Origin of the sequence: Phocaeicola oris (genome assembly GCF_021295095.1) — a bacterium.
In the GTDB taxonomy this organism is placed as follows: domain Bacteria; phylum Bacteroidota; class Bacteroidia; order Bacteroidales; family Bacteroidaceae; genus Phocaeicola; species Phocaeicola oris.
Map to the genome: position 1 here is coordinate 85,720 of NZ_JAJLQX010000008.1, position 13,188 is coordinate 98,907.

Sequence of the window (13,188 nt, forward strand, 5' to 3'; positions counted from 1 at the left end):
TGCTTTATAACTGCCAATACATATATACGGCTATACATATATACGTATTGCCGCATGGCTGACTCAAAGAACAGCCTTTTATTCTCGCCTTGCTACTATATGATTAGTTATAGAAGGATCAACAAAAGAGAGTCAGGTAGGGCAGATTTCTTGGTTTACACAAAAAAACAAGAGCCATTTTTAACACAAAAACCGCCACGATGCCGAAAAAAGGTTCTGAAAACGTTAATATAAGAGTTTCTTTTTTTTGAGGATGCTTTTTTGACATTAAGTCGCTTATTTTGTAACAATCAATAATCATAAAAATTATGGCCGAGACTGAATACAAGCATCGCAACTCTTCCGCTGGAAGAAAGAATAAGTCAGATGAAATTCTGAAGAAGTTCGCAGACATGATGGTTAAGATCATCAAGAAAGCCAATGCCAACAACTGGAAGAAAGGTTGGATGGGTGTCAACGGTTCCATTCAGGGACTACCGCAGAATATCAGCGGTCGGACGTATTCCGGTGGCAATTCTTTTTTTCTTATGTTCAATACGGCAGAGAAAGGATACAAGACACCCGTCTATATGACCTTTAAGCAAGCCAAGGAGCAGAATCTCCATGTCAAGTCAGGTGAGAAATCCGTTCCCATCTTCAAGTGGGGCTTATCCATCAAAGATGAAAACGGCAAGAGGGTGTCAGAGGAAGACTATAACGCCATGTCCCAGGAAGAGCGTGCCACGATGGACGTTCGTCCTTTCCCTAAAATGTTTCATGTCTTCAACATCGACCAGACCAACCTTGAAGAGGTCAATAAAAAGAGGTATGATGCCATTGTAGCACGTTTCCAAACACCCGAACAAGAGGTCAAAGACACCGAGGGGATGTATGTCAACGAAGCCCTTGACCGTATGTTCGAGCAAAAGGCGTGGCATGCCAATATACAATATGACAAACCTGCCGACCAGGCCTTTTACCGCCCATCGACGGATACCATTGTTCTTCCGATGAAAGAACAGTTCAAACTTGGGAAAACTCCTGAAGAAGTCTATCACGACGGTATGGAGTATTATTCCACAGCTTTGCACGAGATAGCCCACTCGACAGGACATGAGAGCCGGCTTGACAGGAAATTCGGTGCCCAAGGGACAGACAACTACGCCCATGAGGAACTGATCGCAGAAATGACTTCCGCCCTTGTCGGCAGCACCATGGGCTTTGACAGAAAAATATTGGAGAACAACGCCAATTATCTAAGTGGATGGTTAAGCAGACTTAGGGACAAGCCCGAGACCATTACAACCATTATGACTGACGTAGGCAAAGCCTCGGATATGATTATAGAAAAAGTTGACGAACAGCGGATCGCCTTGAACCAGACTCCCCTTAAAGCCGGTAATTTGGACGGGCTTGATGAAGAGCTTGGAGAGACAAAGCGAAAGGGCAAGACCTTATATGACCTTACAGAGCAGTGGAGTAGTATCAATGCACAATATCCGTTTTCTGTTGATGATGAAAGGACAAGACAGATAGCAAAGCGTATAAGGCAGGCGGAGCAGGTCATTACGGCTTATAATGCCAACGTAGCCGCCGCATATGGCGACGAGTTTCTGTTCTCCGAGAAAGCGAAGACTACCATCATTCCGCATGCCGTGTATTCCGGGCATGAACAACCGCCTTTGGAAATCCAAAGACAAGCTGTTGCATCCGAGCCGGAAAACCAAAATGTTGGAGATATGAAAGAACAAAAGGCTGAAGAATTACGAGAGTCACAGGAAAGACATATTGACCCTGACCGTAACCCCGGCAACTCTGCCGACGATTATGATGATCTCTCTGGAGCTTTAGCCAAAGGAATTGGCATGGAGGAAAGTAAAGAAGACGCGACAGAGAATATCTCTCTGTCCGAAGACAGTAACCCACAAACCGATTTAGCCGGTGTAGCTGAACATATTATGGAAACGAACCATGTATCCAAGGGTGTAGCCGAAAAGATGGCCGCCCCGATCGTCGAAGAACAACAAACCGCCGTGAATGAAAAGAGGCAGAAGGCAGCACAAGCCAAGCAAGAGGCTGTCAAGAAAGCCGATGAAGCCCGTAAGGCAGAGGATGAGCGTCGCCGTGAAGTCGAGGAACAGAGACGGCGTGATGAAGAGAATAGAAAAAACGACAAGGATGGTGGTCAAGTGTCCAAGATATTCCTGCATGCCGCCTTGCTGCTTGGAGCCTTGGAACTGGCAAAGGGCAACAAAGGCGTGTGGATGAATAAGGCTGGCAAGAGCAACGCAGAGTTTCTTTGGGCAAAGACACCAATTACTCCGTATAACAATCTGATGATGAACCTTCAGTCCGATCAGAAGGGCTACCGTTCCAATGTTTATGCCTATTTCGACGAGCTGAAGGATGCGGGCGATTCTGTCAGAAGTAATGAGAAGGCACTCCCTTTCAATTGGACGCGTTGGGATTACCAGAATATTGCTACTAAAGAGGTTATCACCAAGGGTGAATATCAGAAACTTCCCGAGGATGAGAAGTCGCTCTATGTCAAGCACCATAGCCGTCAGACCCAGCAGATTTTCAATATTGACCAGACTTCTATGACCGGCAAACAGATGTACGGTGATTTGCTGAAAGAGACCGGTGCCAAGTATGAGGAACTCTCCGAACGGGGCGTGACAAGTATGATAAAGTTCTCCGAAAAGCTGAAATCAAACCATCCAACGGCCATTGTCGTTGCGCGTGACGATAACCAGTATCATATTTACGGTAATGATGCCACCAGAGCAGGCAAGATATTAGGCTTACCGGTAGGGCAAACAGAGGTCGATGGCCAAAAAATCAAGTCCACGGGTTTTCCTCTTGACAGAATCGACGACTTCCTGCCAAAGCTCGTTCAAGCCAAGCAGTGGGTTGTCGTTGCCGATAACCTCGACAGTGCAGAACTCATAAGAAGAGTAGCCAACGAAAAGGACGTGTTGAACAAGGCTTATTCAACCGCCCAGACCGTAGCCAATTCCGCAGGAATAGGTTATGAACGCGTCATGGTGCTGCAAGATGCAGAATACGACAAACAAGCCGACAAGATCATTGTCAGCGGCATGACGGATAAGGATAGCGGCAACAGCCGGCAGGCCGCCATTGCGAAAGCCAATGACATTTACCGTGCCATTGTAGCAGCCACAGGCAGCGAGCAGCGTTTAGACCGCCTGGGGCGCAATAATCTCCTCCCCAACGACGATGCGAAATACGAGAGATTTGTTCAAGACCTATCTGCCGGAATCCTGATGGCACGTCAGGGGCTTCCTGCAAGCCTTTCAAAAGAAAGTATGCAACATATCGACTATTGGCAACGCGAGATCAAGGAAAATCCCAAATTGCTTGGACTGTTGGAGAAAGATGTCAACAATGCCGTCGAGTCCATCGATAAGCACATGCAGAAGCAGATTGTCAAGTACGAAGATATTCGTAAGGACTTGCCCCTGAAAGACTTGGCCGTCAGTGAGAGACAATATCAGATTTCCACCGATTTGGCTAAGCTCCCGGATATAGATTCAAAAGAAATCGTCATTGTCAGAGATACGGCAAAAGGTTCAGCCGATGTCATTCTTCCTGAAGGGGCTTCTCTTGAAGACAACGTAGAGATCTCGGGCATTCGCAAAGATCGTATCAAGATAGCATTAGGACACGAAGGCATCACCGATGTCAAGTTCTATAATGCCGGTGGTGCTTTAGGACTCAAAGAGCCTGACGACTACTATAAGGATAAGACCGTTTCCGTAGACCGGTTGAGACAATATGAGTTCAGTCAGCATAGAGATATAGATGTGAAACCGCAGATTGCGGCAGCAGCCTTGCCAAAGATTGAGATTTTCACGCCTATCCGTGACGAGAAGGGACAGTATGCCTTTTTCTTCAAGGCAGAGAACGAGCCATCGTTCTCCGTCTATCCCAATGACACCCACAAGAAGCTGTACTTCGATGTCAGGGGAACGGACAAACAGATGGATATACACAATGCCCTTGCACAGAAATACTACTCCGTTGCCAAGCAGCATCCTGAAATCAAGGTAGATCTTATCATGCCCAAAGTTTCTAATGTAGACATGAGCAAGATAGAGCGTCCGACCATTACGAAAGACAGGGAAGACCCCAGCAAGAAATATGTCATGGCCACCATTGACGGTAAGTTCATGAAGAAAGAAATCACCAAGTCGCAGTGGGACAAGATGTGGCTGGCAGATGACATGTCTGCCTACAAGAAAGCTGTTGCCGCTGTTGTCTTTGCTCCTTTGCTCAAAGAAGATGTGCAGAAGGAGCAATCCACAAGTATGGCAGCACGGTCAACTTCGACAGAAACCGTTAAAAAGGAACAGGGTGCAGAAGAGAAAACTGCAGAAGGAACTTCAGAATCGATTTCTGAAACGGCTACCGAAAAGGAGGCAGAGACCACCCGGAGAGAAAGTACCTTTCGCAGATAAGGAATAATGCAGTAATCATCAGACATGACACATTATCAGAAACATGGCCATATCCACCTCTGATTTCATCAACAGATATGCTCCTCATGCCATGGAGCAGCAGATTAAGTACGGCATTCCCGCTTCTGTCATTCTCGCCCAGATGGCTATCGAGAGTTCATGGGGCACCTCTGCCCTCGCTCGGAACGATAACAATTTCTTCGGTATCAAAAAGGGTTCATCGTGGACAGGCCGGGTGAGTTACTATGACGATGACCAAGCGCATGAAGCTTTTCGTTCCTACGACAACGTGGGGCAAAGTCTTAGCGATCACTCTGCCACCTTACTCCAACCCCGCTATCTGCGTCGTTGTCCCACGGACAGTACAGATCACTTGGGTTGGATAAAAGGCATCAAGGCCGGTGGTTACGCCACGGCAAGCAATTATGTAGACAGCGTAGAAAGTCTAATCTGTAAATACGGATTAGACAAATTCGACCGTCTCGCCGTACAGAATGCACAGCAGCAAGGTTTGCAGATAGGTTACATGAGAGGCCGTCAGCCCGACACCCCGCAGGCCGTCCCTGCCGGTATTCTCCTCACGCCTCTCCAAGGGAGTTGGTGCATGCCCATCAACCTGGAGGGTTTGAAGGTAACGGGAGTGTATGGAGAGAACCGCCCCGGACATCATCATAGCGGCATAGACCTTAGCACTGGCGGCAAGTATCTTCCCGTTTATGGAACAGAAGATAACGGCAGGGTCATCGCCGTCAAGCCCAACAATGGTGCTGCCGGTAACATGATTACCGTGGAATACAGCCGTTCTGACGGCAGCCGTCTTCAGTGTACCTATATGCACCTTAGTGAGATTGGTGTTAAGGTCGGTGATGCCGTCAATGCAGGGATGCAACTGGGCTATTCCGGTAATACAGGACGCTCGACCGGGCCACACCTCCATTTTGAGACCAAGTTCTATAATGCCCAGGGAACACTCCAGAGTTATGATCCGGCAGAATACATTGCCGAGCTCTCGTTCCGTGGAAATCTCCCGGCAGTGTTGAACAAAGGCGGACAGAACTTAGCGGCACGCTATTCCTCTCAAATGGCATACAACAATACTCCGGCCACCGGTATCGAAGGGCCGCCTATGGATACCCAAACACAAATGTTGCTTGCCAATATCACCAAATCAGACGATCCTAACAGATGGTTGGAATATCTGATGAACAAGAATGGCGATAGTGCAGGGCTGTCCGGCGGAAATCCTGTCTCCAATCTTATCTCAACCCTTTTCATGAGCATTCTGACGCTTGCCCAAGATTTGAAACAGGGAGACGAAGACATGGGCGAGTCCCAAACCTCCAAAGAGGCAAAAGAAAACAAAGAGACAAAAGAAGCTGCCACCCTTAGAAGGGACAGGGAAAGTATCAATGTCAAACGGCTTGCCCAGACAGCCTCTTTGAATTTCGATTCCGAACTTCCCGAAGAACAGCAGACAAACGCCATCCGGCGAACTTAGACAAACAATTCACCAAAATAACGAGTAATATGATTAAATGCAATGTCACAGCATGCGGAATCATCAGCAATTCTGCAGTAGAGAAACAGAGTAAGGACGGAAAGTCCTTCATTTCTTTCAGTATCACCATCCCCATTGCCGGCAGCGATGGTTCCGGCGCGGAGCTCCAAGTCTTCGTTTCCGCTCCCGGCAATAAGGAAACTGCCGAGCGGTATTCCACCGGGCGTAGGGTGAGAATGAACGGTACACTCTATATCAGACGGATAGACGACCGTACGTATTACAACCTCCGCACCGATGAAGGAATAGAGATCGTCAAGTCCACCGAAGCAGACTCGCTCACAGGGTCTATCGATTTCAAAGGTAAGATAAAAGGGGAGATTACGGAACGTACCAACAAAAATGGGCACAAGTTCCAGACCTTTTCCGGCGTGTCGCAAGACAAGGATGGAGAAAAGAAAGGCTGGGTTTGGGTTCGCTTCCTTTCTCCGACTTCGATTCAGCAGGAATTCTTCAAGCCCGAGGCCTATGTTGAAATAAAAGGAGAGTTGCAGTTCCATATCTATCAAGGCAATGTCAACATCGAGTGCCGTACCAGCAGTATCGAGCCCTGGGAGTTGACTTCCACACAGAAAGAATAGTTGCCATAATATTGAAGTTTACATGAACACCGGCATTATAGAGCGTTGATTATTCAAGTCTTTATAGGCCGGTGATTTTATTCCGTACAAAACCCTAACAAGTATATGAGTGAAAATGATAATCCAGCAGGAATCTTCGGCAACCGTCTGTTAGGCGGCTGGAGTAAGATATTTGGTAAAAAACACGATAACGGCAAAGGCGAAAAACAAGGACATGACCATGATAAATTAAAGCCATTCCCGCCCAACCATTTCTTCTCCCAGGAAGAGCTGTGTTTCCTTGCAAAGAATCAAGAGCAGTGTAGCCGTCTTCAGAGTTGGGCTTTGCAAATGAGCTTATGGGCACGATCCAAGTCCAACGAGCAGGACAGGAACAACCCACAGTTTTTCCCGGCCGTTCAATGGCAGGACGGTTTGATGAGCACATGGATAGACTCGGAGGCAACGCCTGACAGCATAGACCAACAGGCTGACCGTCTTTACCAATTACAGCTGGATGGCTATAAAATGGATGCCGCTTTTGTAAGAATGATAGAGGCAAGAGCTTGTAGAAGTTTAGTGGGCAACCTCTTTGTGGATGAGAGACAGAATGAGACCGCTGCACGAAAAGGCGGTAAGCACTTTATATGGATTAAAGCCGTTGTTGACAAGTCTGGTGAGGACTTGGCTTTGTCCATATATCATTACAACAAGATCAGCCACCATCATGAATCAGAAGAAACAGTTTCATACAAACAGTTCAAGCCGCTTCTTGAAAACAAGGAGATGACAGCCCTTGGCGGTGAGGGACAGCGCAAATGGAACGATGAAGCCACCGCAAGAGACATGGCGGAGGAAAAGTTTACAGAGTTAATCTGTCTGATGAGACGGAGTAATATCTGTCAGGGGATGTTCCCTGCCCACAGTTCCATCTCTATACGCCAAGAGGATGGAAAAGACTATGTCCCCATGGCATGGGCCCTATCAGGGGATGGGATAAAGATAGACTTCGATCCCCAAGTATCCATTAGTAAAAGTTCACTTTTGGTTACCTCCAATGATTCCTACCGGTTTGTCGACGTGTTGGACTATATAGATAAAACGATAAGTGAGCAGGATGCCAGTCAGGAACTGCTGACCTTTGTCAGGATATTCGGCAAAGACTTTTGTGGAGACAAAGTGCTCTCTTCCGGAAAGTATCCTCTTTGCCGGATAAACGACATAGAGATAGACCGTGTAACAGCAAAGGCTTCGGACACAATAGTCGCCTTCAACAATGATACTTTGGAAACCGTGACGCTTTCTTCAGAAGACAGGATAACCCTGTTAAAAGCAGTCATACGCCGTTCGGATGCGCTGCTGACAGAATTGAGTTCCGACCTTCAGAGAACAACGGACGAAAAAGTCCAGGGAATGTTAAAGGATAGGCTAAATAACATCCATCAAGGGCTGTCAGCTTATAACACTGGCGACAATTACCATACTTTGGATGAGTTATGGCAGCATATCACCTCAATTTTCAGGGTGAAGCAAAGCGCGGAGACGGCAACGGTCGTCCCTGCATCAGCAGTCAAAGTTATAGAAGCTCCGCAATCCACCGAAGTAAGGGATAAAGAGCCCTTAGTCCACAATCAAAATGAAGTTCAAAGTGTTCAAGAACCTATTGCTAAAAGTGATGACGGCATCAAAATGCCCAAGCAAGTTGACGAAGCCCCGTCAATTGAACCTAAGAAAAGTCAGATGCCGGAAGGCTATATCCGGATTGAACCATCTTCCAAAGGCAGGTGGCACACAGCAGAAATGCTCCGTAGGGAAGCCTATCGTGTTTATGGAAAGCTGTTAAGTGCAAAACTTAAAAAGCAGCTTGATAATGACAACAACCCTTGGGTTTCAAAACAGATGTTGACACCAAGAGATATCAAAGGCACTGTTTATACCGGGCCGAATGCCATCATGCTTGCGTTATGGACAGAACAGCAGGGATTCGAACTCCCTTTCTTCATTACTGAAGAGGAGCTAAGAGCGAACGAACTCGGTATTCTTCAAGATGCCAAGAGCCTCTTTATCCTCCATAAGAACGGAACGTCAAGGGTGTACAACATTGCACAGACCACCTTTCCCGTTACCCAAAGGCGTTCCTATGAGTCTCTCAAACTGAATATGATAGCAACAGAGCGCAAGAAGACTTCAGGGTATCAGTTCCTCGACGCTGACGGCTTTTGTAAAACAGCGTTGAAGTTTGATGGTGTCCCCGGCCTTTCTGTCTATGATTATGCCGAGAAGGTCATCCATATAGCCCCGAAGAGCAATTTTGAAACCGAGGACGACTATTACCGTGACTTGGCCGTGGCCATGGTGGAAAGCACCCGTGAAGTTGATTTCGATACGCTCCGTCTGGACACCTATCTCTTTGAGAATCTCGTCTCTCATCTGGGTAGTGGTATTATCAGCCAGAGTTGCCGTTTTAATGCCACCAATCCCGAATATTCCCGGATATGGAGAGAGAGGTTAGAGAACAATCCTGAATACACCAAGAGAATCTTGGAACAATCAGACGCAGCTTCAGGCCAAGTCCTTCAATCGGCATTGACATAGGACTATCAATAATCAGTCCCGGTTCATGTTTAATTATGGCAAATTCGCCATAATTAAAATTGGGATGATTAAATGAAAAAGGCGACCTGCATCCCTGCAAACCGCCTTCTGACATTATTTAATTAAAGTTTATCGTCTTGTTTTATTCATTCTTTCTCCGCTATTTCAACAGCTTGAAGGATTGTCCGTTTGATGACATCATGTTCGAGTCTTATGGGATGTACATGACCACCATCAGCAATGGCACCGTCAATGAAATAACGGATATTCCACCATTTCTTGACATTATTTTTAGTAATATTAAGAGCCCGAGCACAAGCCTTTTTAGATTCGAGAGGATTTTGATACCGCCATAATGTTATTTTTACTGCGTTCTCGGATGTTTTCAAAGAATCAAGTTTACCTTTATCCTTTCTCCACTCTTGGAACAGTTCCACCGAAGAGAGATTGCTTTCCTTGGTTTGGTTACTACCATTGGTCATATCAGCATTTTCCAACGCTTCGTTGGAAACCTCCTCGATTTTATCCCACACTTCTTGGGGCCAGTCCCCATCATCAGGCTCATCACCATAGCGAAGCTCATTGATGAACTGTTCCGCTCCGTCTTCATCACCTTCTTCGAAGCCCAGTACCTGGCACCACTCCTTATAGTCGTCTACCATTTCCTGGCCGTGCATTGTGATACACTGCAGATTTGTTATTTCCTCACGGTCGAGTTTACCAATCAAATCTTTTACTACTTTTGGCATATTGTAAATTTTTAAGATTATCTGTGTATACCTCTGTTTTTCTGCTCCGCTTTTTGTGAGTTCTCATCCCCTAAATGGTAGAACTCCTTTTGCATCTCTTCCGTGTAATTATCTTCAGGAACATAGTCCTTGAAAGAGTTGTCCGACTCTTTGACCCAACATCCGTAGATGCCGAAATTATATGTAGGCAACTCGCGGGAAGCAATACTGTCATATTCCTCCCTGTCACCACTTACCACCTTGATGCCACCGTCAGCGAGGAAATCCAACCCGAATGTGAACCGCCCTTCCTGCTTGTCTATTGAAATAACATTGCCTGTACACATCTGTGCCACTTGCTCATTAGAGAGTTCCAGCTCGTTTTGAAGTGAAGCCAGATTATCCTCCATTAGAGAAACAGGAATATAGAAAACCCTGTTTGTCTTGTCATCGAGCTGTACGAAACACTGTTCTTTCCCCGGCATTTTGGTTATGATGATTTTCCCGCTTCGCAGCGTGTTCTGTTCCTCTGGCGTGAAGTCCTCCAAATCAGCCATTTCACTTCTCGGGGCAATCAGGATGTCAACAGTGCCACTTCTTCTTTCAAGTTTAAGACGGGCCTGAATTGTTCTCTGTATGCCGTCACCCAAATCCACGCTGACGGGTAAAATAGGAGTCCAATGTCCCTCCAATAGTTTTTTCATCACCATTTCAGGCAGGTCATCCACCATTTCTTGAGACAGCCCGATACTTGCAAATTTCTCGTATGGTATCTCATTCTCACCAAAAGTTGTTCTCATAATTTTCCTGTTTATTGTTTTTGCAAAGATAGTTTCTTACTTGAAAAGTCCGTTCTCCAAAAAAATAAACCTTTTATATTAACATTTTCAAAACGTTTTTGGGCGATTTTACGGTGTTTTTCGTTTTTGAAATGTTAATATAAGACTTCCTTTTTTTTCGAGCCCCCTATTAAAACGGTTTATTTTATTTTTGTAATCATAAAATACGAGTAGATGGTTATACATTTTAGACATATCTTCATGGCTGTTTTGAGTCTGTTCAGTCTCTTTTGTCATGCACAAAAGAATACCTCCGATGTCAATCATCAGGATTACTGGATAGACAAATACCTTAGTGTCAGTTTCCCCTTACAACGTGTCGAGATCAATTCTGCGTTCGGTATTCGTAAAGATCCATTCACCGGCAAGGAAAAAGAACACTGTGGCTTGGATTTAAAAGCTCATTATGAGAAAGTCCTTGCCATGTTTGACGGTTACATCGCGAATATAGGCTATGACTCCGGATCCGGCAATTACATCATCATGCGTCATGGTGATTACACCATCAGCTATTGTCATCTTTCTCAAATCTGGGTAAAGAAAGGAGAGAGAATCTATGCAGGAGACCCGGTTGGCGTCAGCGGTTCTTCCGGTCGTTCGACGGGGCCACACCTTCATGTCACCAGCCGGTTAAGGGGACGACTCGAAGACCCCTATAACCTCCTTACTTACATAAGAGACGTAAAGTTGCAGTGTATCACAGCTCTCCATGTCAGCGAGGAGACTCTTCTTTCTCCTGACGCATTTTTCAAGAGATATGCCCATGCCGCCATGAGACAACAGCAGAAATACGGCATTCCCGCTTCCGTCATCCTTGCTCAAATGGCACTTGAAAGCAGTTGGGGAAACAGCAGTCTGGCCCAGGCAGGATTCAATTACTTCGGCATCAAGGCCAACAGGAACTGGCTGGACAGCGGACTTCCATACAGTGTCCATGACGATGATCGCCCTAATGAGAAATTCTGCAATTTTGCCTCTCCGGAAGCCAGCATGGAATATCATTCAAGACTGTTGATGAGCGATCGCTATAAGCAGTGTTGGAAATACAGTTCCACGGATTTTCACAATTGGCTCGTTTCCATCAAGTCTGCCGGATATGCCACGGCAAGGGACTATGTACAGAAATGCGAGCGCATCATCATGAAGCACAAGCTCTATCTCTACGATGTAGCCGCCGAACGGCTATAATACTATATAAATGTGTATAAACAAAGAAAAAGCATAATGAAAAAAATCTTCTTTTTATTGTCAGCCCTTACATTCATAGGGCATGGCATCCACGCACAGGTCGTGTACGGTAATGATGAACGATTCTATGTGAACTCCCGGCACGAGATTTCGGCAAGCTCTGCAAGTCATCCGACAGGCCTGCCAAGTCCGATAGACGGTCAGGCGAAGTATAAGCTGTCAGGATTGGGCGATAACTGGTTTGTCTCCGCGCAGGGCGGTTTTATCTCTTTCTTGGGAGATCCCGTCTCACACACGGACTTTAACGGTAGAACCAAGGTAGGGTTGGAACTTTCCATCGAGAAATGGCACTCGCCGTATTTTGGGACACGACTGGCCTATCAAGGCTTTAAGTTTGTCGATTCCCAACGTGCTCCCAAGTCCTTTGGCAGCTATCATACAGACCTACTTCTTAACGTGTCTTCCTTCTTCCGACCCTCTTTTGAGAAGCCGGCAAAATGGAACATAAGCCCCTATATGGGAGCTGGAATTATCCGGCATAATCAGTTGAAGAAAAATTCCTTTGCCTTTTCCTACGGCATCTTGGGAACTTGCAGCCTAAGTGAGCGTATCAGCATCTCTGCCTCTTTTGGTGGAACGACAACCCGTCGGGATTTTGACGGATATGGAGAGAAAGGCCGTTTGGGAGACAACCTCCTTTCGGGAAGTATCGGTTTGTCCATCGGGATTGGACATTTAGGCTGGAAAGTCAAAAAACACAAGTTGGTGTCGGCGAATGAAGATGTATTGCAGAATCCGACAATAACCGATCTGACCACCTATCCGCGCAATAATTACAGTGGCCTTAAATCGCTTCAGGAAAGACTTGCCAACAAGAATACGGAGAGTATTTCCGGGAATGGCGATGAGAACATTGCGCAGTTTGACGCTCCAATCCTGTTCTTCTTCAAGCGTAATACCACGGAGCTTGTCGACAAACAGCAATTGGTCAACATTCAGGAGATTGCAGCTGCCGTCAAGGAGTATAACTTGGAAGTACGTATCGTAGGTTCCGCAGACAGCAAGACAGGAACACCCAAGCATAACAGGAAACTTTCCATCAAACGCTGCCGTTATATTGCCAAGCTGCTGATAAATGCCGGTGTACCGAAATCGAAGATGACCGGGGCAACCAGGGGCGGTATCAATCTTTATAAGCCTTATACAGCCAACCGCCACACCTGCGTGATCCTGTATAAGCAGAAGTAAGAAGAATTAAAA

The 13,188-nt window shown here is 46.2% G+C and carries 8 protein-coding genes; 6 read left to right on the top strand and 2 right to left on the bottom strand.

What is annotated here, in order from left to right:
* The first annotated feature begins 308 nt into the window (after positions 1–308).
* The 4 genes from LO761_RS05830 (at position 309) to LO761_RS05845 (ending at position 9,173) form a co-directional block, all read left to right on the top strand.
* On the top strand, positions 309–4,460 hold the full coding sequence (locus LO761_RS05830; protein ID WP_272817354.1) for a zincin-like metallopeptidase domain-containing protein: 4,152 nt from the start codon (positions 309–311) through the stop codon (positions 4,458–4,460).
* Between the two features lie 91 nt (positions 4,461–4,551).
* Entirely contained in the window at positions 4,552–5,958 is a 1,407-nt protein-coding gene (locus LO761_RS05835; RefSeq protein WP_272817355.1) for a glucosaminidase domain-containing protein, read from the top strand.
* 29 nt (positions 5,959–5,987) lie between these two features.
* Positions 5,988–6,599 carry a hypothetical protein gene (locus tag LO761_RS05840; RefSeq protein ID WP_272817356.1) on the top strand — a complete coding sequence of 204 codons (612 nt, stop codon included), beginning with the start codon at positions 5,988–5,990 and terminating at the stop codon, positions 6,597–6,599.
* Between the two features lie 330 nt (positions 6,600–6,929).
* The gene (locus LO761_RS05845; protein ID WP_272817357.1) at positions 6,930–9,173 is read left to right on the top strand and encodes an ArdC-like ssDNA-binding domain-containing protein; all 2,244 of its coding nucleotides are present in this window, start codon (positions 6,930–6,932) and stop codon (positions 9,171–9,173) included.
* Positions 9,174–9,319: 146 nt separating this feature from the next.
* On the opposite strand, the gene LO761_RS05850 is transcribed toward LO761_RS05845, so the two are convergent.
* Together LO761_RS05850 and LO761_RS05855 are read right to left on the bottom strand one after the other, a co-directional pair.
* Entirely contained in the window at positions 9,320–9,922 is a 603-nt protein-coding gene (locus LO761_RS05850; protein ID WP_272817358.1) for a hypothetical protein, read from the bottom strand.
* Between the two features lie 17 nt (positions 9,923–9,939).
* A complete protein-coding gene (locus LO761_RS05855) occupies positions 9,940–10,701 on the bottom strand; it encodes a DUF4099 domain-containing protein (RefSeq protein WP_270777214.1) in 762 nt (253 codons plus the stop codon).
* A 213-nt stretch (positions 10,702–10,914) separates the two neighbouring features.
* Between LO761_RS05855 and LO761_RS05860 the strand changes: the two genes are divergently transcribed.
* A complete protein-coding gene (locus LO761_RS05860; RefSeq protein WP_272817359.1) occupies positions 10,915–11,928 on the top strand; it encodes a glucosaminidase domain-containing protein in 1,014 nt (337 codons plus the stop codon).
* Positions 11,929–12,057: 129 nt separating this feature from the next.
* A complete protein-coding gene (locus LO761_RS05865; protein WP_272817360.1) occupies positions 12,058–13,176 on the top strand; it encodes an OmpA family protein in 1,119 nt (372 codons plus the stop codon).
* Positions 13,177–13,188: the final 12 nt, after the last annotated feature.